The sequence below is a fragment of the Pseudoflavonifractor sp. AF19-9AC genome (assembly GCF_003478995.1).
Taxonomy (GTDB): domain Bacteria; phylum Bacillota; class Clostridia; order Oscillospirales; family Oscillospiraceae; genus Lawsonibacter.
The window spans coordinates 22,634-45,287 of sequence record NZ_QUGI01000003.1; the positions used below are offsets into that span (position 1 = coordinate 22,634).

Here is a 22,654-nt window from a genome sequence, read left to right on the forward strand (position 1 = left end):
TCCTTCTGATTCAGGGCGATCCTGTCTCAAATTAAAAAAGCAGTTCACCGAAAAACAGCCTGAGAGTCACGGCAGATAATGATTCAAGCTGTGGCTTGCTGAGAGGAGTGTAGCGAAGGACGATTTCTCCATACAACTCCGTGTTGATGTGGTGTTCTTCCAGATACCGCAGAACCTTTCGGCTGTTCCGCACGATATTGAGACGAAACCTGGTATGATCAAGGGCATATTCAAAACAGTCCGGGTCAATCAACTGACCATTGGCTGGATCATTCATTTCCAAGCGGAGTGCTTCCGCGCCGGTCTTTCGGGAGAGTGTAAAGTAACCATCCTCCAGTTCAAAGGACAGGCAGGACAGCCCGTCATCATTGTCCAGCTCCCAAGTCATTCTTTTTGCAAATAATTCCATTGGTTTACCTCATAACTGCTCCAAGGTCATTTCACAAAGAACCAGCTTGTCTTTCTCATCGCTGAGAAATGCCCGGTTTCCCCATACATCCAACACATGGAAGGAAGCGTATCCACGGGGCATGGCAAGGTCGATCAGCACCAAATCCGAAAGGCGCAGCAGCTTTTGTTTCCCCTTCCAGTCATCATTCTTAAAAATGGGAGATAGGATCAGGTAAGTCCTGTCACCGGAGAATTTTCCGCGCATCCCGTGTTTTCCGGGCAGGCGGCTTAAATTATCTTTACCCCACAGTTTCTTTTTGAATAGTCCGTTTTCCTCCAGTTCCAGATACCAATAGTAGCCCATGAGAGAAAGACCCGCCGGATTGATAGTGCTGCTTTCCAAAAAGGCATAAAACTGTCCATTCTGTTCCAGTATGGAGCCAATCATAGGATAGTTGTAGTGAAAGTCTGCCTGGGCAAAATTGCCGCCAGCTCGCTCTACCGCCGCCAAATGGGTCTGTCGGGTTCCTGCTTTGCTGTATACGCAAGAGCCGCTTTCTGCCCAGTGTGCAGTCATGGTTTCAAAGTCTACCGTCAGGCTGGTAAAACTGTTGGTCGCATCAGCGGAGTTGTCCACTCGGCACACAATAGGGAAAACGCCCTGGCTTCCGGTGACTGCCACCGGCATGGGAATACCCTGGGCACACCAGTTATCCATGGGGATCGGAATCCACTCTCCATCCATCTGCGGCATCCACCAAAGGGATTTACTGGCCGGGCAAACCAACAGGATTCCTCTGTCGCATGAGAGCAAGACAGGATCTTCCCAAACATCTTGCTGCTCTTTCGGCTCCGGGCTGGGAATCCACCTGGAAACTTCGCCTTTGACCCACAAAACGCCGCTGCACTTTTGCAAGAGATGATAGGTCCAAAACACAATTTCATCCTCGCTGCGGGCTACCATACCTTTGCATCCAGTCGGGCTGTATTTGAAGGAAGTTCCCGTCAGTTCAAATTCCTCGAACTCCCAGTTCTTTATCACTTTTAGTTTCGCTTTCATGCTTTCACCTCACAGCAAGTCTACCTTGATACCGCACCGTTCCAGAACGGGCAGCACCTGTTCCGGCTTGGAGGACATAAGGGTAATATGTTTGAGATTGGGGAACTGGCGCAGTTCCGCCTCAGTAATGGTATTAAGATCAAAGGCTCCATCCTCGCCATCCCAGAACGGACAGAGCTGGGTATAAATCTCGCTGCCGCCATCCATCTCGATCTCTGTAATCTCTGGAGCCAGCCGCGCCGGGACAGGGTATTGTTCCAGCCACTTCTGAATCTCTGGGATAGGTTCATACCCTTCCGCGTCAATGTCGATCTTGCGGCGACTGTACTCTCTGGCAAACTCATAGGCGTCCAGTTTAGGAGCCAGTAAGCCTTTCTCATACATCAGGACTTCCAGCACCGCCAGTTTGAAGTTGAAACTGGTAAAGGTGAGCACTGGCTCAGTCGGCTTGGATAACTTGTATTTCTGCGCTTTCGCCGTCTTTTTCTCTGGCTCTTTCCAGCTGATCTGCACCATAGCGGAGAGGGCCTCCAGCTTTGCTTTCTGCGCTGACTGCTCCTCCGGAACAGGACCCGGCAAGCGGGTATAAACGGTAAAGCCGCCTAATTTGAGGGTATGGGCAAATCCGCCGAAATCCTTCCATCTGGCCTCCCGGTAGTCCTTGGATCCGATCCAAACCGCTCCGTCAAATGTCTGCCGGACCGCATACTCTCCCTGTGCCGCTACCCGGACACCAAGGGTTTTGATGGTCTGCTCATCTTCATCCAACCACCCCTGGAGTCCAAGCTCGTCCCACAAAGCAAGTGCCTGGGTATAGGGACTCTCTCGGCCTGTAATGGGGCTTTTCCGTGTTCCATTTTGCAGGACAATGCGGGCAGGCCCCAACTTTTCCGCCAGCTGCGACAGGGTAAACGGCGGCGTAAATACCGACCCCAGGATGGTCAGGCTGTCTTTTTTGAGAATGATTTTTCGCTCCGCGGCCTTGGGCGGCAGAAAGATGGGCAAATTCGGGTACACTTCTTTGTATTCCCGCCATTCCAGCTTTTTGGGCTTGTTTGCCGTCCGCAGAAAGCCCCAGAAGTCGATGGGGTAACGAAACACCGGCCCAACCCTATCCCGCCGGGTGACGATGACCACCGTGCCATCGGTGAGTATTCCAATGTGCTGCATTTTCTCCCCGCCGAACATTCCCGGACGAATACGCAGCACTTCACGGGTGTTTATGTTGATGAGCTGGGCAAAGTCATCGGAGAGGATTTCGCCGTTTCCCTGCACCAGCAGCCAGTCCCCGGTAAACCAGCGAAGTTTCAGCCCCTCGCCCATTCCAGGCAGGGGGGCAATTCGGCACCGCCCGGTGTCCATATCCAGTTCCAGCAGGCATTCTTCCATCCGCCCCTTGCCACTGACTGCGTGGATCATGGTAATGCGGCCTGTGCTGGGAACGGGAACGGCCTCGGAGAGATGGTCGTATCCATCCAGAGAGAAGGTGTGTTTTGTTACCTTGCCGTTTTCCCAGCGGTAAATCTGCCCCTTGTACCACTCGTTGGAAAAGTAGACCCGGCCCAGCCCGTCTGCCACGATGCCGCAATGGTATTTGGTGCTCCATCCATCTTCCGGCAGAATCCAGTTTTTCACATCCTGGCAGGTACCCTGGTCAGTCAGTTCAATCCGTGTAGCGTTGGTGGGATCACCCACCCAGAGGGAATGGTCCGCCCAGCAGAGGGTCCGGGGTGGACCGTCATATCCAATGGGGGACGGTTCGGCCCAGTTGAGCGTGGCTGGATTCTTGCTCAGTAATGCCCGGCCAATAGTCCCGCTGCCAGCGGCCCTCGATGCAGCATATAGTTCATGTTCCGGGGAATAGGTAAGGCACCCAAGGTGCGGCAAGCTGTGGGAGCGGATTACTTGCGGCGGACGGTGGCGCAAATCGGCCACACAGCCGCTTTTCCATCCTTCTGCATCCTGGTTTTTCCATTCCCCCGCCGCAAAATCACCCGCCAGAGAATTGAAGAAATAGTCGTACTCATCCTGAAGGATGTATTCCTCGCAGGGCATCAGCTTCCCGGGGTCCTGCGCCTTGGCATGGTCGCCCCATTTTCGCCCTCGCTGTTTCATCAGGCGACAAGATTGCCCCTGCTTTTTGCACCAGCGTTCCCATTCGCTGCGCTCTTCCTCCGGGATCAGGGCAAACAGATACTCGTCCTCATCGTCCAGGTTATACAGTGCCCAGCCGAAGGCAGAGAGTTCCTGCCCCAAGGCCGCCGCTCCTTTTTCATGGGGCAATTTCATATACTGGACGCCGACGGTGTCGAAGCGTTCCTCCAGCAGCGCCGGGACCTTTGCGCCCCACTTTCTCCGAAGCTCCGCCAGAGTGTCCTGTACAGCTCCGTCAAATTTCAAAATGTCCAATGCGTCTGCGATTTGTTCTGCAAAGTTCAACACCAACTGCCCCCCTTATTCCGTTTATTCTTCTATTTCTTCCGCTTCCGACAAGCCATATACATCCGTTGGCGTATCCCCTGAAAACTCAACCATAAGTCCAAATGGCTCCCCCACAGGAAGGGTACAAATCTCAAAGTGCAGGCCCCATTCTGTCTCATCATAAAACAGAAATTGCGGCTGCTCGGCGGGAATCTCCGTTTCAGGGAATGGAGCGCGCTGCAATCCAAACTTCTCAGGGCTTTTACCAATCTGCGCCTGAATCTCATGCTCCGCTTTTGAAAGATACTCCCGCCAGTTTTGAAGCACAGAACGGATAAAATCCAGGTTTGCCGACCGGAGTTCAGATGTGTTCAAAATAATGGAAAACAGGATCTCTGTGTCTGCGATTCTTCCAGTCCAGCAGTGGATGGTCCCTGGTCCTTTCTGAAAGGTCAGTGCTCCCAATCCCAAATCGGAATGTTCAAAAAACTGTTCCATATCATTCTTGCCCCAATCCCCAGGTTACAGCGACAGCCATGTGGTCAAAGCACTAATTTCCTCCCGCAGCAATGCGGATTTCCCAGCGGCGGCAAAGGCTTTTTGGATACTGCCATAGCGCCGCCCGGAGCGGTCTACCAGCTGGAGTGCGGCTGCCTCCAAATCGGGAATCGCCATCACAGCATCTGCCAGCGCCTGGGCGGAGAGTTTATCCCCAATCAGAGAGGCGGCAAAGTAGCGCAAATGGCTGTGAGAAAGGGCGGACAAATCGCTGAGTTTATGCAGTTCATAGAGTTTCAGGGCATAAAGGGAAGGAAGCCCATCCAGAGCCGGTAGTTTCTGCACATCTGGTAGTGACTGGAGATAGAGTTTTTGAAGCCGGATCGCCGGAGTCAGGAAAGGGGTGAGATCTTCCGTTTTCCGCATTTCCTCCAAATGGAGATTGGTAATGTTGGAGAGAAGCGGGGTGATGTCGCCATTCTTTTCCCCACGCAGGTGGAGAACACGCAGGCCAGGGAGAGAAACATTGTCCCAGGAAACAGGGGCCGACAGCCATAGGGACAGTGTATGAAGCTGCTTTAGCCCGGAGAGAACTTCTACACCCTCACACTTTTCCATTAGGGTTAGTTCCTCCAGATTGGGATAATCTCGCAGGAAGGACAGATTCACCTTCCGCTCTCCCGTCACAGATAGGCACCGTACCGCATCCGGCTTTCGCCCATTCAGATCAATCTTTTCTCCGCCGCGCCAGAAAACTGCGGTGCAATATGCCTGTTCCATGTTGCGTTCTCTCCTTATTCTTCTGTGTTATTCAAACTTGGTATCCGGTCTTTGGAAATATACAACATGGTCTACATCTTCCATGTATTCCAGCATTTCATCTGTACTATGTTGAATCTTGTATTCCAGTTCGTTCTCTGTCAGAGGAATCACCTGATAAAAACCGACCCAACTTCCATCTGAGAGCTTACAGACGGCAGCACCCTCCGGCGCATCCTGTACGCCTAAAAGAACACACCCTGCCAGCAATGTATTATCTGCGTATGGTGTTCCGTTTTGAATAGAATGCCCATAGCCCAGCCAAGTGCTTTCTATGATTGGAAATCTTGCTAAATAGCGAAGCAGCTCTACTGGCCAATTTTCTTGGCTTTCCTTACTTTCAGGGTTCCACTCAGGCGGAAGGCACATCATCAGTTCTATCCGAGAGGGAAGGCCATCCTCTTGATATTCACTTGGGATCTTCATCGAAAACGCACCCATGCCTGTGGTTACCAAAGTATAATAGTTGTGTTCCTCATGGGGCGGAATGATGGAGACATCAACATGAATATCTTCGCTGAAAAACTCATGAACCACTGTTGTGGCTTTTCCAAAATATTTTTCGATATGGTTGTCCAATCGTTCAAGTTCATCGGGACTATATAACGCAGGATTCTCCAAATACTTTCCAGTAATCATTGATCACACACCTTACTTCTTTTCTCGGCTTACATCATCAACACCAGTAATCATCAAATTCTTACCAAAACAGTCCTATTGTACTCATGCCAGTTCCGCATCCAAAATCTGCACCTGTTTTCCTTTATCATTCACATAGTAAAGTGCAATGTAGTCAATGCCGTCCCGTTTGACCTGCTCCCAGGGCATCCGCTCACCGTTAACCAGTTCCACGGTATCAGCCTCGTCTACCTCGAAGCTCTCTTTTTCATCCTCATAGTCGATATTGTAGCCCAGTTCCAGCACCAACTTGGAGGCAGGGATCTCATACCGCTGGAGGGGGCGGTGCGCCAGCTGAGCTGGATTGTGTTCATCGCAGAACATATTATCATAACCATGCTGCCCACCGTCGAAGATGACGAACTCCTCGCCGCTCTCTGGGTCGCGGGCTTCCACCAGTCCGGGGGCCTCGCCTCCATCTATGATATAGAATTGGGACTCTCCCTTCACTGTGAGCAAATCTCCGTAATACCACACTTCCAGCAGTTCATTTCCGGCAGAGGAGCAGAGGGTCACGGTGGGCAGGCGCTTTTGTTTCTGTTCTTTGACATGGCCCTCCAGCCAGGTAGGGATTTGGGGAAAGGAATCCCGTTTCTTCTTTTTTCGTGGTGATGCCTGTGCATCGTTCAACGGCTCCATATCCAGAATGATGATCCATCCGCTATAATCGCTGTACTTCATTGTGGTATTCGCCCGGATATAATCCTCCCCCCAGAGGGCCACATCCGCCTTACTATACCAGGTAGTCTGTGTTACACCATCCTCATTGGTAACATCGCAGCAGAGGTAATCTTCTGCTTTCCCGTTTCTCAACGCTATCATACGAAGAATTTCGGTATCTTCCGGGGTGACTTCACGAAAGTTCAATTTTAATGCCATAGGGGAGCCTCCCTGTATTAAAAGGTGTCGTAGCCAACCTTCGGACTTGGCACGAACTGCTCGTCAAAGGACACATTGAGATAGAGTTCCCCAGCCGGAGAGTCCCCAGTATCATAGCAGAGGGAAAATGTCCCGTAACAGCCGGATTCGTCTATCGTAATGTCGGTCAGGGCCAGACCAGGGATGTCCTCATCATCGGGGAATTCTTTCTGTAAGATTTCATGGGCCTGCCGGTCCAGCTCATCCAGTTCCTGAGCTAATCGTTCCCAGAAGGGCATGGCCAGAATCTCTGCCTCGGTATAATCATTGCAGTTGATATGCAGTTCCTTATCTGCATCTGCCCGGTGAGCCGTGAAGTAGACCCCGCAACTCATTACCTCCCAGTTATCCGCATTCCATAAAGATAAGAGTTGATCTTTTGTCATTTGTGTTCTCTCCTTATTCCTCAAACTCTCCCTCAATCATTCCATTAAGATATTTTCCGGGATCAGCAATAAATTCCTCCCATTTGGCTAACGGATGAAACTCCTTATGCTCAATGTCCAGATACCAGAGTTTCTTATCTCTGGGACTCCACAGCAGCAAATAGTCGCTGTAATTGTCCATTTTCGCCATAAGGGCGAGCAACTTTTTCCGTTTCCAGGTCATCTCCTGTACATCCATGTAGGGGTAAAGCTCCGCCCATTTCACCAGTTCCCGCTCTGGAAATTCCAGACGCAAGGGGCCGGTCTTTAAGTATTCCACCAGCTTGGCAGGCAGCTTGTAAGGCGTGAGTTGACGCGCCTTTTCCTGTTCGTTATGCCATTCCTCCGGCTCCAGAGCTTTTAAGTAGGCGGCCATTTCCTGATTTTTGTTCTGTACTGCCACGGTGTAGGGCCGGTCACCGTATTTATCCGGGATGGTGATGTCTGCACCCTGTTCCACAAGCCAGCGCACCATAGAAAAATCGTTGTGCCGTGCAGCTTCAGTGACAGGAGTCGAAGCGTAGGGAAACACCATATCTGGCTTGTGATAGTTGATGTCCGCCCCGTTTTGAATCAGATACTCCACCAGCAGCTGATTTCCATGGCTCGCCATACTGCGCAGAGCTTCTCCGCCATATTGCTTCAAATCCATTCCCAGCCTGTCCAAAATAGGGAGCACGTCAGGATCACGTCGGTCTTCCAGATAGAGAAACAGCCGGTAGATGTCCTCTTGTTTTGCGGGGATTCTGACTCCGGCATGGATCAGAAAAGAAAACAGGGTCAGGTCTCGACTGCGCAGGGAGCCGTAAAGCAATTCTTCCGGGTTATGGGTCAAATCCGCTCCAGCTTCGATCAGCAGCCGCACCATGTCCATCCGTTTTTCCAGCACCGCCAGCTCCAGCGGAGAGGTTTCCTCCTCCCGCGGCCACGCTCCAATCGTTACCTGATAGCACTGCGGCTCATTGGGAGAATGCCCCGCATGAAGCAGGGAACGGAGTGTCTCAATGTCGCCACCTCGGATGGCAGCCATCATAGGAGGTACATTTGAATAGCTTACTTCACTCATCTGAATCCTCCTGCCATCCTATTGAAAAATTTTCTGATACTGTTCTCTCAGTTCCACCGGTGCTGCTTTGGTCACCTTACCGCCGCCATTTTGTGCAGCTTGCCCCCAAATGCCCCAGAGCACATCTTGCCAGAGAAAGTCCTGGGATCTTTTGTCCTGGCAATTTTCTTCCGGCAGGTAGTCCTCTAAATGCCTCTTGACCTCCAGCAGAGCGTTCAGGCTCTCCTCATTGGCAATTAGAGTACGGAACTCCTTAGCCGGTTTCATACCCTGCATAGACTGGACGCCGTGGATCAATACAGGGAGTGTCTGAACGGTAAATCCGCTTTTTTTGAAAAATGCGTGGATGAACTTCTCCTGTAAAGAGGAATGTTCATCATCACATAGATCCAGATAGTTGCACACCAGCGAACACCACTGTGGTCCCTCCAGCCCCAGAGCAAACACGGCAAAGGTGCCGGGCATCGCGCAGGCTTCATCCGCGAGGTTTTGGTACCACTCAAACTCCCGCATAGCCAGGCGAGCGTACCGCGCCATAGCTGGATGCAGATTGGGGTGCTGCACAGCGCAGGCAAAGAGCTGATTGACTCCCTTTTTAGGCAGGCCGGGAATGGACAGGTAAATCTTCTCCGGCCCACGGAACTCCACCGAGTAACTGCGGGGAAATTCCTCCTGCTCCAGCACCGCGCACAGGTAGTCCAGGATTTCAGCATAGCACTCCTCGGTGGAGTCCCTGGCGGTGATGCGGATGGTGGCAAACGCATCATTGGCCGATGCGGTGAAATGCGCCGTCTTACGCCGCTGGATGTCCTTTGGCAATTTGCCGCTGCCGCCCGTTTTCAGCTGCTTCACCATGTCTGGGCGGAGTTGGGAAACCAGGCCGAGAATGTGCTCGGTGGTGAGGGAGTCGTAGCTGGCTCCATATACCGTATAACAGACCGCCACATAGCAGGCAAAGCGCAGCAGGCCGTCATCCACATCCTCCGGCCTCAGTTCGGGCCACACGGTGCAGGGCGGGTAAGCGGAAAAGTAATCCTCTTTCTCTCCAACCTCAAAATACCGCTCCTGCACCTGATGTTCGATGTATTGTCCCAGTGTGTGATCAATCTCTTTCCAGCCCGCCAGCCGCCGCAGGGCATCGCAAAAGGCGACCGCATCCGCATAGGGAAATCCTTTCAATGGCAGTTTGGACAGGTACCGCTCCAGCAGCTGGCTGGGAAGAAAGGGTGTTCCGTTTTGATTCCGAACAACCACCGGGTATCCGGAATGGTTTTCTTTTGCGGTTCCATCCAACACATCCTGGATGCACTGATCGGCTTGTTCCAGCACTTCGGGGTTCGTATCCGGTTTATGAATCAGGTAATAACGGCCATGTACGCCGTCTCGTTTCGGTAAACTCATAGCAGGCTACCTCTTTCTTCCAGGCTCTCTGTTATTGGAATAAAAATCTGCCGGCAACGCTTTTTCAGTTCCTCCGGAGCTGTTTCCACCACTTTTTGACCACCCTTTTCGCTGGCTTTGCCCCAGATCACATAGCAGACCGTCTCCCATGCGTATTGCAGCACTTCCTCCGGGCTGGCTTCTGTTTCCTGGGTGGGGTCCTCATTCTCGTCATCCTCGTCATCATCGTCATCCTCGTCGGAGGAAAAACCGCTTGGAATGATCTCGGACAGGTGGATTTTTGCCTCCAGCAGAGCGTCCAGGCTTTCTGCGTTTGCCATCCACGCGGCATAGTCCTTGGAATACTTCATGTTCTGCATGGACAGCACCCCACGGACAAATACAGGGACGGTATCGGCGGTAAATCCGAACTGTTTCACATACTCCCGAAGGAATTTTTCCTGTAAGTGGGAGTGCTCATCATCACAGAGATCGAGATAATCCCATACCAGCTGCCGCCACTCTTTCCCCAGCATTCCCAAAGCAAATACGGCAAAACTTCCGGGGAGAGCGCACTGCTCATCGCTGAGATTGGTGTACTGCTCATATTGCCGCATGGCAAGCCGGGCGTACCGTTCCATCAGGGGGTGGAGGCCGGGGTACTGCACGGCACAGGCAAAGAGCTGGTTTACTCCCTTTTTGGGCAGTCCTGTGATGGGAAGATAACTCTTTTCCGGCCCTTTGAACTCCACCGCATAGCTGCGGGGAAAATCCTCCTGCTCCATAATCTCACACAGGTAGTTCAGCACTTCATGGCAGCATTCCTCCGTGTTGTCCCTGGCAGTAATACGGATCACAGCAAAGGCATCGTTGGCCGATGCAGTGAAGTGCTCTGTTTTCCGCTTTTGCAGAGAGATCGGTAGCCTGCCGGTTCCATTTTCCCGGAGCTTTTTCACCATATCAGGACGGACTTTCTCCACCAATCCAAAGAGGTAATTGGTGTCCAGATACTGAAAGTCCATACCATATACCTTATAGCTCACCGCCACATAGCAAGCGAAACGCAGTAGCGGCTCCGGAACCTCCTCTGCACGGATACCTGGTTTCAGGGAATACTCCCGATCCCAGAAGTGGTCATCTTCATTGCCCGTCACGACAAAATACTTCTCCTGCAGCTCCCGTTTCAGCATATCAAGTAGATGGTGGTCAATTTCACCCCACCGGCTCTGGCGGCGCAGGTTTTCGCTGAAGGCGATGGCCTTTTCCGCGTCAAGGGTCTCAGCCCGCTGCGCTTCGGTCCATGTCCGAAGCAGTTGCCACACCTCAAAGGGCGCGCCTTCGCTGCTGACCACGACCGGTGGCCAGAGGGAATCAAGCCGCGTGATTCTGCCGTCAATGGCATCCTGGATGCACTGGTCAAAGAGCGGTTGCAGTTCCTCCTGTACCTCGGGCTTCATCCAGTAACAGCGCCCGTCCGCACTATTTCGTTTTGGTAAACTCATATCAGGCCACCTCTTTCCGAACAATAAAAAATGCCCCGCGACACCCCGTCATTTGGACAGGCTGACGCAGGGCGCGAAAAGGCCGCACAGAACCAAGACCTGTATCCCAAGGCTCTGTGTCTGACGATATTCTGCTGTCTTTCCCGTCCGCTTGGACATGGGTACTCATCCCTATCCATTTGCTTTCACCTACCGCACATCCTCTTTTACCCGCTCCATCTCGTCCACCAGAGCCCTGACCTGGAAGTCTACCATGTCCTCCGCCACCTCTGGGAATAGAAATGGCATGGTGTCTGGAATGGCTTTGTGTACCATCATCATGCTGAGGGCCAGATTGCCAAACAGCCGGGGATCAATACTGTCCACAGGGAGGCCAAAGATAGAAAGCAACTTCCCATAAAAACTGACTTGGTCCTGTCGGAATGCCTGAAAATTCTCTTCGGAAAGGCAGCGGCGCGCCTGCTGCTCCTCCTCAATGGACAAAACAGCAACTCCGCTTTTGGCCCCGTAGCAACAGTTTTTCAAAAAGGTCTCCACTCCCGCCCGCCAACTGAGTCCAGGGTCTTCCATCAGGGACCTTGCATAATCCAGCAGCCTGGGCTGCTGGTACCGCAAGGCATGGAGCACCAACTCCTCCTTGGATGAAAAGAAACTATAGAAGAAAGTCTTGGAAATGCCCACCTTTTTGCATAGAACATCAATGCTGCTGTGGATCAGACCTCGGTCCGCGATACACCGGATCATGGTGACCATCAGGGCTTCCTTTACCTGCGCCCTCTCCTCATCAGAATACGCTTTTCTTGCCACAAGCCGTCACCGCCCTATATAAAGTATAAAATCAAAAAATAGTCTTTATTTGTATTATAGCGAAACTTAAATGAAATGCAAGACTGTTCACAAAAATAAGTCCCCCGGTGCAATACACCGGGGGGCATAGTAGGATGCGTTTGAGATGCCGGAGTAATCTTTGTTAACAGTGTACTAAAACCATCCTGTGAGGTAGAGATACAGAACCCCTCAATCATTGCGCTGACCACATTTTCAGCCACAGTGCGGCTCGGAACACACGGAAACAGTCCATCCGAAGAGTGCTAAAGAGTAAGCGGAATGGAGCAAAAACGACTATAAAGCATTATAAATAATACAAAAAAGAAAATTCTACCTCTTTGTTTATTGCGTGCTAAAAATTGGTGCGCCCGTTGTCAGCCATCATCTATGTGTTTCCCTAACAGAGAACTGTTTCTGGGATTTTTCGATTCAAGTTTTAGTTGATAATTTCCATGTAATTAGGTATGATGGAAAAGAACCATCCAACCTTATGATTTGAAAGAAGCAACTAACCATATATAAAAATATCACAAGCAACTTACACTGTACGCATGGAATCATGCGTGATGTAGGCGGAAGTTTTTGGGAGATGTACACCAATCAGTTAAAGATAACTTTGATTCTATATAAAAAATGGATTTTGCCTGTGGAGGAAACCACATCTGGGGGCAGATGTGGCTTCTTTCTTGCGGCCTTTTCACGCCCTGCGTCAGCCTGTCCAAGTGACAGGGTGTCGCGGGGCGTTTTTCTACCTTTGGAAAGGAGTTAAGAAATATGAGTCTAAACTACATCTGCCCCGGCTGTGGGACCTCTTTGGGCTATGAGGGATTGTGCTGGAAATGCAAATCTGAACAGGAGCGGAAGGCTGCTCTTGCCTGGACACCGGAACAAATCACAGCGAAGCAGAGAAACCTGATTCAGAACATCCAGCGGCTGGCGGAGATGGAGGACCCGGAGTTCACCGACTTTTGGCAGCTGCTGGGGTACCGGGATGCCATCGACCCGGAGATCCAGCGGGCGGCACTGGCCGCAGAGGTGTTCTGGCCCTGTGAGATCTATTATCATGCTCCCGCCGATGTGCGGGGTGGTCTGATTCATGCGCTGTTGTCCGCGGAATATTCCAGTGAGGCCTCCAATCTGATGAGTTGCCTTGCTATGCAGGGAGATGGCAAGGCAATGGAGACGCTGCTGGAGCTGGAGCGAAATTCCCGGCCCTGGCGCAAGGGCCTCTATGTGGACCCATCCAGCTATGCGCAGATCGGCGGCTGGACCTTTGACAAGGAGGGCCAGAGAATCCAACTCAACTTCGATACCTGCTATCCTATGGTCAAAGGAACCACCGGCGAGAAATCTCCCGTCCGCATTGGCCGGGCACGGGAGGACACATGCCCCCACTGCGGCGGACGCATGGTGGACATACTGGTATTGGACGGACGGGATGAGCGGCTCCGGTTCCTGGGGCTGGACGGTATCCTGACTGCCACCTGCTGCCCCAACTGCGTGGGCTTCCTGAAAGGCCCCGCCTTCAACCGCTTTACCCTGGATGGCGGCGTGGAGGTCTTCCACTCCGAACTCTTTGACGGGGCGGAGAAGATGGATTGCTATGTCAGTCCCGAGGACTACAAGGCTCTCACCGAAAATCCCTTTGTGCTGGGCAAAGCGCTGGCGCCCCTGTTTTACGGCGCGGCCTGTCAGGATGTGAACACCATCGGTGGCTTTGCCAACTGGGTACAGGACGCAGAATATACGACCTGCCCCCACTGCGGGAAACCTATGAAATATCTGGCGCAGATCCAGTGGGATACGGTGTTTGACTGTGCGGAGGGCACGCTCTATGTGGAATTCTGCCCGGACTGCCATATCGTATCCATGCAGCATCAGCAGACCTGAGAGGAGACCTTGCCATGAGTTTGCCGAAGCGTGATGGCGTGCATAGCCGCTACTATCTGATCCACAAGCCGGACACTTCCCCGGAGGTGCTGGCGGAGGCGGATCTCTGCATTCAGGATGTGCTGAACGGCACCGCTCGTGAAAATCACTCCGCCTACCCGACCGTGGTGCGAAACCACAACGGGACGCCATTTCTCCCTGATCAGCTGCTGGAGCGGTATCTGACCGGGCTGCCGTTGAAAGGATTTCCCTGTGAGGATGCTGTCTCTCTCTGCGATGCCCTGCGGCGGTTGGTGGGCTGGCAAGAGATCCGCTATAAGTTGGAGAAGTACATAGAAAAGCAGGTGCAGGAACGGTTCTTCCTTGTGGGAGAGCGGGATGATGGCTTTACCGTCTTTCCGCCCTGCACAGTACTGCCGGAATTGCGTCCGGAGGATGTGGACGAAGGTCTACTGCGCTTTGCCTGCTATGTGGCGATCTGCCATACTGTGTACGGGCAGAGTTTTGAATCCCTCACCACTGAACACATCCTCGGCCTGGTTTCCCAGCTCCGCCCAGATATGGTGAAGCAGCTGAAAACAGCCGGCAGCGGCAAATTACCAAAGGACATCCCGCAGCGTAAGACGGAGCACTTCACCGCATCGGCCAATGATGCGTTTGCTACTATCCGCATCACCGCCAGGGACTCCTCCCAGGAGTGCTATGGTGAAATCCTGGACTACCTGTGCGCGGTGCTGGAGCAGGAGGAATTCCCCCGCAGTTACTCGGTGGAGTTCCGAGGGAAGGAGAAAATCTATCTGCCCATTCCCGGCTTGCCCAAGAAGGGAGTCAATCAGCTCTTTGCCTGCGCTGTGCAGCACCCCAATCTGCATCCAGCTATGGAGCGATACGCTCGTCTGGCTATGCGGGAGTTTGAGTGGTACCAAAACCTTACGGACGAAGCCTGTGCTATGCCTGGCACCTTTGCCGTGTTCGCCCTGGGACTGGAAGGGCCGAAGTGGTGGCGGCTGGTGTGCGATTACCTGGATCGATGTGATGACGAGCACTCCTCTTTGCAGGAGAAGTTCCTGCATATTCTGTTCAAGCAGTACGGGTTCACTGCCCAGTCCATGCCGGTGCTGGTCCACGGAGTACAGTCCATGCAGAATCTGAAGCCCGCAAAGGAGTTCCACGCCCTGATCGCCAATGAGGAGAGCCTGGATGCTCTGCTGGAGATCAAAGGGCATCTGGAATATTACCTGCCGGAAGAATCCGGCAATGACAAAAGGGTGCTGGCCTACCTGTGGCGTGATGTGCTCTGGGCCATCTGGGGCACAGCCTCTGAAAACGGCGGCAGCAAGGTCATCAAGTCGGCGCCGAAGGAACTGAAAGAGAAATACCAGCAAGTATTTGCGTAAGGAGAACGCCATGAAAAAGAGAACGGTCAAGGACTTTATTGCCCTGTACGCCCCAGAAGATGAGGAAAAGCTGGTACTGATTCAGGACGGTATCAGCGCGGACAAAACCTTTCTGGATACCTTTTGGGCGGCGCATACCCATGCCCTCGCCATGGCGGATGTCCAGACCGGAGAGGTGATCTCCGGTCGATGCTACCTGAGCTGGCCGCTGACAGACAAGGAACGGGAAGGCGGAGGCTATTCCAAGCGGTTTACCAAGGGCCAGATCTACCGGATCAAAGCCCGCGGCTGGAAAGGTGATGCCCTCTACGAACCTCAGTGGTATGTCACTGAGGTACTGGAGGAAGGCGTACCCTGTCCGGCACTGGAGGAGATTTGGGCGGAATACACAAAGCCCATTCTTCTGGAGGACGAAGTGCTGGGAACCCTCACGCTGGATCGTGAGATGAGCATATTCGAGGGGACCTGTAAGTGGATGGGAAAAGAAGTCCGGATCTCGTTGGATGTGGAGATTGAAAAGAAAACGTCCTGGACCCGTGTCACCAATGTGATGAAGAAACTAGTGGCAGACCAGGAAACCTGGGATAAGTCCCTGCGAGCGATGGCTGCCCAGAAGCTCACTGCTCAGGCCAACGAATGGCTGGCGGACAATGACCAGACCGACCGTGACCCGGAGAAAGACCCCATCACCGAGGATGAGTTCGCCCGGCGCATCCTGCTCACCGAGTTTACAGTATCTCCCGGCGGCCGTTTTACCGCCTGGTATGAGGACGACGATATGTTCTGGGGCCATGTGATCACTGTGGATGGAACACTGAAAAAAGGCCCCGTTGACGCTGATATACAGGGATAAGGAGAGGAGGAAACTTAAATGAACGGTGAGCAGATCACAGCTTTTTTACAGGCACACTGGGAGTGGGTGACTTTGATCATGGGCATTGTGTCCGTGGCTGGCTCAATTCTGAATTGGAACTGGATGTGCGACCCCACCGGTAAGCCGAACTCTCACCGCTATGGCCGCGGCTCCAGGCGGGTGATCTTCTTCCTACTGGGAATCGTGCTGATTGTGACCAGCATCATGTCCTGGGTGCTGTAAGGAGGACGAACGATGAGCGAAAAATATCCCACCTGGCTCACCGGCCATGTGAAGGAGTGGGCACAGAAACGCCTGCCCACCGTGACATTGTGTTCTACCACTGGCAATGAACTGCTGGAGGTTTGGTACTACGGTGACCTGTTGACCTTAAACGCAGAACCACAGCTATATATTGTTCCCAGTTATTTCGCTCCCGAACTTGTGACAGCTCGTGACCCGGAGAGTGGCGAGGAGTTCGTCATCTTCGACGGTGGGCGGCATGGCTACGACAATATGTTCTGCGAAGAACATGATCCATCCGAGCTGGAACACCGTCCCCTCAAGCGGTATGAGATCCCCGCCTCCAAGCTGGTGCTGGAGCTGGGGTACAGCGTGGATTACGAGGACGAAAAAGAAGATTTCGAACCGGATGAGGCGGATACTGTGGAACTGATCAATGGCGAGCGTATGCCTTGGGAACAGGTCAAGCGGGACGGCATCGACTATATCGCACTTTACTATGTGAACGAGGAAGGAAAACAAGTCCAGATTTTGGACGCAGAGCTGGCGTAAGTACAGCTACTCTATCCTTTGCTAATCCGAGGAGGTGCCCCATGACCCAAGAAGAACAGATCCGCCTCTATCGGCTGATGGAAAAGCTCAACTGTTTTTTCCACCAAGAGATGCACTACCTGGATCGGGAGACGGCAGAAAAGATAGCGCGGGAGTGTTACCCGGAGATTCGGGATTTTACATACGACATTTTATGGAACGACCTGCCCAAAGAGGTTCAGGAGCAGCTCATGAACGAGGAGGAATCCCTGTGAGTACACTGATTTGTTCTTTTGATGGCCTGCACGACAACAGAGTCCTGCGCTACTGCGCTGACTTTGAAGCCCACACACTGCACATGGATACCCAGTCCGAGACCGGAGAGAAAGTATCCGTTCGCTTCACCGGCCTGTTGGCCCACTGGTTTGAAAATGTGGTCCAGGACAACATCCTCTTCGGCATGGATGAGATCACCGTGGACGGTTTTTTTGAACAGTACAAAGACCTGCTGGGCGGGACCATCTCTTACGGCTTTCCCGCCTGCTGCAGCATCGAGGAACTGCGGAAGCGCATGGAACGGGAGCACATCCGGGTATTTGTTATCGACTCTTCCCTTGGACTGTGCGGATTTGTACTGGCTCAGGAGGTGGAACTGCAATGTCCATAACTGCCTATAAAGTGGAAGCCGTCGGTCATGACCGAACCGGCAAGGACTTCGGTTATGTGAATATCATGTACCGATACGGCAACAAGCAGTCCTGTCCCCGGCCAGATCAATGTGAAAAGATGGAGGTCATGTGGGCGGACGAGAGCGTCTATGGGCCGCCTGCTCCCGGCAGCAAGGTGGGCGACTTTATACAGACATGGCTGATGGGCTCCTGGGACTGCGGAGTATTTACCCACCGGGAGATTGCCCAGCGGCTCATGGATACCTTCACCGGTCTGAAGATCAAGGAACTGGCGTGGTTTGAGAACCCCAGAGAAAAGACTCTGAAAAATGGTAAACCGCGTGCGCGCCGGGCCAAGTGGCTACCGGACCGGGAGGTGGATCTGGTCTACCTCTATTCCGACCGCTATCTTGACGCCAGAAATCCCTCTCCCGCCGAAACCGACTTCTTCACCGCCACAAGGATGGATGCCTGGGGCGTGAGCACCTGGTTCATGTGTACCACAGAAGCCGTCGAGAAGCTGATCGCCATGAATTACGACAATCTGGCCGTCAAGGAGACCACCATTGTGGGATAGGAAATCACTGATATGAAAAAGTTGTTGCTTGTACTTTCTATTCTCTTAACAATCCTGACCTTTGCTGGTGCGTTCTATGTATTCCTATCAAACGGAACAGCAAATGCAGGTTATGCAGCAGTACCGATGTTGTTTGCGATTGTGTGCATTGGCGGATACAGAGCATACAAAAATAAAGAGTAATTGATAGTATAGATGATGAGGTTAGAACAACTGCCCTCCAAGGGCGTAAAGCGAGAAAAAGCCATTCTGGAGCTGGACGAGGTGAAAATAGCATGACACGGCAGGAGCAGAAGGCAGTCAAGGAATTAAGCACGATGCTTTCCAAAAACCTAAAAGTAGTTGCCGGAGAGCATGGCTTCAAAGTGGTTTCAGACTGCGCCTATAAGGTTCTGGGTGATTTCTTATATGAAGTATTTCTGTCTGCGCCCCCTGTCCGGCGTGGTACTGCCATAAAAGCAGTCGTTTCCACAAAGCCATGCGTCATTGACAATGTCTTTTGGGATGTATATGAAATGGGTGAGGTAGCCCGGAAGAAACCATTTAGTTTCCATATCACAGCGGCACATTCCCCTTCCGCTCATATCATCCAGAAAATGGAACTACCTGTCCCCACGGTGGACGCAGCAACCTTGGTCATGAATGAGGCGTTTTGTCGGTTTAACAAGTCCATTCAAGACCATCATAGCCGATGCAGTACAGTCTCCGACTTCAAAGCGGAGGTTCTCCATGATACTGCGCCGGCCGCACGATTGAATGTCGTACTGTGTGAAATCGCAGAAGGGAATTTCCACCAGGCAATGCTCCTTGCAGAAAAGGAGCTGGAAAACGAACCTTATGGCCTGTTTAATACAGTAACTGATGGCGGGATAAAGAGCATATACGATTATGTGAAAGAGTTTTGCCAGAAAAAGCAGTAAGTATATGCAGTCGCTCCATCGGCCCAGCCGGAGACCGCCGCAAAGCTGATCGCCATGGATTACGACAATCTGGCCGTCAAGGAAACCACCATTGTGGGATAGGAGAAAATGAATGATGACTTTGGAACAACTGCCCCCCAAGGGCATAAAGCGAGAACAGGCCATTTTGGAGCTGGGCAAGGATGAAGCAAACGGCGAACTGCTTTTCCAGCTTGTGAATACAGAAAAGGGCAAATGCAAAACGGCTGCTCAAAAGGCTTTGACGCAGCTGGAGTATGCCCCTGCTGCCCCACTGTGGGCCAAACTGGTCAAGGGTAAATGGATGGGCAGCAATATCATGTCGGATGCCTGTTCCGACTGTGTATCGGAACAGATCGCCCCAGTTATTCTGAAGACTCTCTCCCAGCTGCTGGACGAGGGGGACACAAAGCCACTGGATATAGAACAACTGAACTTCTGTTTCCATTTAATGTTGGGGAAAACCTCGCCTAAAATGCTGGAGGTCTACCGCTTTCTGGCGGAAAACATCCAGCGGATCGCCCAGCTGAAACGCACGCCTGTTTATTCTCGTGATGATTGTACCTCCTGGTGGATTACGGACGGGCTTCGCATTTGGGATGCCACACCCAAGGAAAAAGAGAAAATTCCCGCTGTGGTACTGACCGCCTCCCTGATCCGCAACCCGGATGAGCGACTGCAAGCATTGGCTGATGAGCTGAATGAACGCTACGGCGGCAGCTGGCTGATGCCGGTCTTTATGAAGGCGATCATCACCCAGCCCAAGGAGCAGGTGTATGAGACCTATTCGCCCCTTCTGGATACGCCGCAAAAAGGCTATTTGTTCCATGCGCTGGGAATGCTCCATTACCGCTGTTATCCGGAAGGCTGGACCTATGAACGCCTGGGCCCGGATGGAATGATCGCTCTGATTTTCTGGGGGGATTATAGCTATGGAACCTATGACACAAGGTTTATGATTGAACGCTATGTGGATCTGGATGAGCGGTGGCTCTTTGATCTGGCCAAGGACCCGGAGGGCCGCAAACCTACGGTGACATGGCAGACCTACAATCGGGGCGGTGTGCTATATGGAAGCTACGACGAAATGTTCATCAGCCTGCTGCCCCGCAAGGTGGAAAACCCGGAACTGAAGCGCATTCTGCGGGAATACTTCCGTATTCGCAGCGAAAAAGTGAAAGTGGAAGAAAGTATTACTGTTTACAAAGATGCTGCTGAGCGGTTCGGGGATGAATGAGTACAAGTCGAGAAAGCAGGTGCCTTATGTACCAAATTGCATATATTGGCCGCTGGGAGACCCTCCCGGAAACGGCTGCCGCCATCTGTGACCATGACACTCCCAAGCTGGAGGCGCTGCTCCAGGGCGGTCTGGATTTAGATGTTCCCATCCAGCTCAGCGAATACATCAAGCTGATGCCATTGGAGATCGCGGTTTTTCGGAATGATGTGCCCATGATCCACTTCCTGCTGGAGCATGGAGCTGATCCCGGTCTGGCAGAGGAACAGCCCCTGCTGCTCACCGCCGCCCGCTGCTGCGGGCCGGAGGTTGTCTCCCTCTTTGCTGGACAGGCCGCAAAACTCAGCCCGAAGCAAAAAGAGCGGGCCTTCCAGGAAGTGCGCTGGGGCAAGCGCTCGGAGAATATCCAGGTGCTGGAGCAAGCCGGGATCACTGTGGACAAGTTTGGCAGCGAGGCATTCCGGGCGGCGGTGTCCGATGGACAGGCCGAGCTTGCCAAACTGCTGCTGGAAAAAGGGGCGGATATCAATTACCACAAGCCGGACATGGTGTTCCCTTACGCCTCCACCCCTGTCACCGAGGCCGCCCGCTCCAACAATTTCTCCATGGTGCGCTGGCTGGTGGAACAGGGAGCGGATATCACCCTTGTTGACAAATACGGTGACCGTCCCTACAGTGTGGCAGTTCAAAACAAGAATCAAGAGATGGCCGACTACCTGAAGGCCCTGGAGCCAGAGGAATGGCACAACGAGCAGGAAAAGATCCGGCAGCTCATGCCCTACAAGCTGCCCGCCAAGCTGGTGGAATACTTGAAGACCGGCCCCCTGCGGCTGGAGTTCCCGGATCAGGAATGGGTGAAGTGGGCGGAGCTCTACTCCTTCATGGATGTGCAGGAGATGACCTGGAAACGGAAGAAGCTGCTCTCCCTCATGGTGCAGATGGACAACTACAGCGACTATCTGCTGCTGTGGAGCCCCAGGGACAAAAAGCTGTGGTATCTGGACATCGAGCATGAGGAATTCCACCCTCTGGCCAAATGGGATGACTTCATCGCAGATCCCGGCCGGTATCTCAACGGGATGATCGAGGGCGAGTTTGAGGAGTAAAGCCATGACATCAATAGACTTTCTGAACAAGGTACATAAAAGCCTGGACTCGCAGGAATATAACCTCTCTTATTCTCCGGCCAAGTCCAAGAATTACATGTTGTACTGCAACGGCAACTTCATCGGCGGCCTGTTCGATGAGGAGCTGTGCTTCGTCTACGCCGACAGTGTGAGCGAGCTGCTGGGGCAGCCGGACCCCGTCTATCGCGGATACTCCAGCACCGCCCAGCACAGGATGCTGGTGATCCCGGAGGAACACTGGGCAAAAGCGCTGAAACTGCTCTATGCCGAGAAATTTGACTGGAGCCGTTTGGTGTACGACATCACATACACCAGCATTGGTGCGGCTGTGGTGGAGGAATTCTACGACGAGAATGTGGTGTTTCTGCGCTTTTGCTTTGAAAAGGAGCTGTTGAAAAAGAACCCTCTGGACCGGCAGGGCCGTATCCTACGGATGGTCTATCTCAATCAGGATCTGACAACAGCGGGCAAATATCTATTCCCCAGACTGATGCAAAAGTTCCTTGTTTTTACAGACCGAGGCGGGAAAAGCAGTCTGGAAACCATGCTGAAACGGTGGTACACCGCTCTGGAGAAGGAGTACCTCAGCCATACAGCGGGATAAGGAGGGCAGCAACATGACAGAGAAGAACAGAACCTACATCACCCATCTCAAGGTCGCTGATGTCCCGTGGCACCGGCTCACCACCGCCTATGGCCGGAGAACGGATTTTCCCGCTCACCTGACAGTGCTGGAGCAGATGCGTGATTTGGCATCCGTCAAAAAGTCCCTCTACGAGCTCACCACCAACATGGAGCACCAGAGTACCCTGTGGCACGCTACCCCCTTCGGCATGGTGTTCCTGAACCGGATTCTGGAGAAAGCCCTCGCAGAGAGCGGGCAGAACCCCGCAGCCCATTTCCTGGCCGGGGAACTGCTGGACTTCTTTGCCTGCATCCTCCAGTGTTTCCATGATGGAGATAAGATGGAACACGCCGAGGCGCTGCCGCTGTTCTCCGATCTGCTGAAGGAAGAATACCTGTGGTCGGAGGAATACGACGAGGAAGAAGATGAGATGCGCTACGAGGAGGACGAGGTCTTCCCCGATGACCTGTTCTATAGCTTCTATTACTACTCCTGGCAAGCGGTGAAAGCCTATCAGGATGTATTGGAGCAAGTCCCGGCAGAGTTTGCCAAGCCCGCTGCCGAGGTGCTGGAACTGCTGTAA

General features: G+C 52.7%; 26 protein-coding genes. 14 read left to right on the top strand and 12 right to left on the bottom strand.

Features of this window, described 5'->3' with window-relative positions; translation table 11 throughout:
* Positions 1-31: 31 nt before the first annotated feature.
* The 12 genes from DWX58_RS05630 to DWX58_RS05685 form a co-directional block, all read right to left on the bottom strand.
* Positions 32-409, bottom strand: coding sequence for a hypothetical protein (locus DWX58_RS05630; RefSeq protein WP_118642013.1), 378 nt, complete (start codon positions 407-409; stop codon positions 32-34).
* Positions 410-418: 9 nt separating this feature from the next.
* Complete coding sequence (locus DWX58_RS05635) at positions 419-1,450, bottom strand: hypothetical protein (protein WP_118642014.1); 1,032 nt, start codon at positions 1,448-1,450, stop codon at positions 419-421.
* A gap of 9 nt (positions 1,451-1,459) precedes the next feature.
* Positions 1,460-3,850, bottom strand: a complete 2,391-nt coding sequence (locus tag DWX58_RS05640; RefSeq protein ID WP_243093277.1) for a hypothetical protein — start codon at positions 3,848-3,850, stop codon at positions 1,460-1,462.
* Positions 3,851-3,913: 63 nt separating this feature from the next.
* Positions 3,914-4,369 carry a hypothetical protein gene (locus tag DWX58_RS05645; RefSeq protein ID WP_020225652.1) on the bottom strand — a complete coding sequence of 152 codons (456 nt, stop codon included), beginning with the start codon at positions 4,367-4,369 and terminating at the stop codon, positions 3,914-3,916.
* A 24-nt stretch (positions 4,370-4,393) separates the two neighbouring features.
* Positions 4,394-5,149 (bottom strand): hypothetical protein, encoded by a 756-nt coding sequence (locus DWX58_RS05650; RefSeq protein WP_117476751.1) that lies wholly within the window; start codon positions 5,147-5,149, stop codon positions 4,394-4,396.
* Between the two features lie 27 nt (positions 5,150-5,176).
* Complete coding sequence (locus tag DWX58_RS05655; RefSeq protein ID WP_036627022.1) at positions 5,177-5,827, bottom strand: suppressor of fused domain protein; 651 nt, start codon at positions 5,825-5,827, stop codon at positions 5,177-5,179.
* Positions 5,828-5,911: 84 nt separating this feature from the next.
* Positions 5,912-6,745, bottom strand: a complete 834-nt coding sequence (locus tag DWX58_RS05660) for a hypothetical protein (RefSeq protein WP_118642016.1) — start codon at positions 6,743-6,745, stop codon at positions 5,912-5,914.
* A 17-nt stretch (positions 6,746-6,762) separates the two neighbouring features.
* Positions 6,763-7,119, bottom strand: a complete 357-nt coding sequence (locus tag DWX58_RS05665; protein WP_243093278.1) for a hypothetical protein — start codon at positions 7,117-7,119, stop codon at positions 6,763-6,765.
* A 64-nt stretch (positions 7,120-7,183) separates the two neighbouring features.
* Positions 7,184-8,275, bottom strand: coding sequence for an ankyrin repeat domain-containing protein (locus DWX58_RS05670; protein ID WP_199648703.1), 1,092 nt, complete (start codon positions 8,273-8,275; stop codon positions 7,184-7,186).
* Positions 8,276-8,293: 18 nt separating this feature from the next.
* On the bottom strand, positions 8,294-9,676 hold the full coding sequence (locus DWX58_RS05675) for a DUF6138 family protein (protein ID WP_118642018.1): 1,383 nt from the start codon (positions 9,674-9,676) through the stop codon (positions 8,294-8,296).
* Positions 9,673-11,157: a DUF6138 family protein gene (locus tag DWX58_RS05680; RefSeq protein ID WP_243093279.1), complete on the bottom strand. Its 1,485-nt coding sequence runs from the start codon at positions 11,155-11,157 to the stop codon at positions 9,673-9,675. Before DWX58_RS05680 ends, DWX58_RS05675 begins: the two co-directional genes overlap by 4 nt.
* Positions 11,158-11,346: 189 nt before the next feature.
* A complete protein-coding gene (locus DWX58_RS05685; protein WP_118642020.1) occupies positions 11,347-11,964 on the bottom strand; it encodes a TetR/AcrR family transcriptional regulator in 618 nt (205 codons plus the stop codon).
* A gap of 795 nt (positions 11,965-12,759) precedes the next feature.
* Here DWX58_RS05685 and DWX58_RS05695 point away from each other — a divergent pair.
* The 14 genes from DWX58_RS05695 to DWX58_RS05755 all read left to right on the top strand — a co-directional run bounded on the left by DWX58_RS05695 (position 12,760) and on the right by DWX58_RS05755 (position 22,654).
* On the top strand, positions 12,760-13,875 hold the full coding sequence (locus tag DWX58_RS05695; protein ID WP_118642022.1) for a hypothetical protein: 1,116 nt from the start codon (positions 12,760-12,762) through the stop codon (positions 13,873-13,875).
* Positions 13,876-13,889: 14 nt separating this feature from the next.
* A complete protein-coding gene (locus DWX58_RS05700) occupies positions 13,890-15,272 on the top strand; it encodes a DUF6138 family protein (protein WP_118642023.1) in 1,383 nt (460 codons plus the stop codon).
* A gap of 10 nt (positions 15,273-15,282) precedes the next feature.
* Positions 15,283-16,125 carry a DUF2262 domain-containing protein gene (locus DWX58_RS05705; RefSeq protein WP_118642024.1) on the top strand — a complete coding sequence of 281 codons (843 nt, stop codon included), beginning with the start codon at positions 15,283-15,285 and terminating at the stop codon, positions 16,123-16,125.
* 18 nt (positions 16,126-16,143) lie between these two features.
* Positions 16,144-16,368 carry an Imm17 family immunity protein gene (locus tag DWX58_RS05710; RefSeq protein ID WP_110440767.1) on the top strand — a complete coding sequence of 75 codons (225 nt, stop codon included), beginning with the start codon at positions 16,144-16,146 and terminating at the stop codon, positions 16,366-16,368.
* A gap of 12 nt (positions 16,369-16,380) precedes the next feature.
* On the top strand, positions 16,381-16,920 hold the full coding sequence (locus tag DWX58_RS05715; protein ID WP_118642025.1) for a hypothetical protein: 540 nt from the start codon (positions 16,381-16,383) through the stop codon (positions 16,918-16,920).
* A gap of 41 nt (positions 16,921-16,961) precedes the next feature.
* Positions 16,962-17,174 (top strand): hypothetical protein, encoded by a 213-nt coding sequence (locus DWX58_RS05720; protein WP_118642026.1) that lies wholly within the window; start codon positions 16,962-16,964, stop codon positions 17,172-17,174.
* The gene (locus tag DWX58_RS05725; protein WP_118642027.1) at positions 17,171-17,566 is read left to right on the top strand and encodes a hypothetical protein; all 396 of its coding nucleotides are present in this window, start codon (positions 17,171-17,173) and stop codon (positions 17,564-17,566) included. Before DWX58_RS05720 ends, DWX58_RS05725 begins: the two co-directional genes overlap by 4 nt.
* Positions 17,557-18,144, top strand: a complete 588-nt coding sequence (locus DWX58_RS05730) for a hypothetical protein (RefSeq protein WP_118642028.1) — start codon at positions 17,557-17,559, stop codon at positions 18,142-18,144. Before DWX58_RS05725 ends, DWX58_RS05730 begins: the two co-directional genes overlap by 10 nt.
* Positions 18,145-18,156: 12 nt before the next feature.
* Entirely contained in the window at positions 18,157-18,327 is a 171-nt protein-coding gene (locus tag DWX58_RS15330; protein ID WP_199648705.1) for a hypothetical protein, read from the top strand.
* A 92-nt stretch (positions 18,328-18,419) separates the two neighbouring features.
* Positions 18,420-19,064, top strand: a complete 645-nt coding sequence (locus DWX58_RS05735) for a hypothetical protein (protein WP_118642029.1) — start codon at positions 18,420-18,422, stop codon at positions 19,062-19,064.
* Between the two features lie 112 nt (positions 19,065-19,176).
* Positions 19,177-20,319, top strand: a complete 1,143-nt coding sequence (locus tag DWX58_RS05740; protein WP_118642030.1) for a hypothetical protein — start codon at positions 19,177-19,179, stop codon at positions 20,317-20,319.
* Positions 20,320-20,345: 26 nt separating this feature from the next.
* Positions 20,346-21,425 (top strand): ankyrin repeat domain-containing protein, encoded by a 1,080-nt coding sequence (locus DWX58_RS05745; RefSeq protein ID WP_118642031.1) that lies wholly within the window; start codon positions 20,346-20,348, stop codon positions 21,423-21,425.
* A gap of 4 nt (positions 21,426-21,429) precedes the next feature.
* Complete coding sequence (locus DWX58_RS05750) at positions 21,430-22,050, top strand: hypothetical protein (protein WP_118642032.1); 621 nt, start codon at positions 21,430-21,432, stop codon at positions 22,048-22,050.
* A 13-nt stretch (positions 22,051-22,063) separates the two neighbouring features.
* A complete protein-coding gene (locus DWX58_RS05755) occupies positions 22,064-22,654 on the top strand; it encodes a hypothetical protein (protein WP_118642033.1) in 591 nt (196 codons plus the stop codon).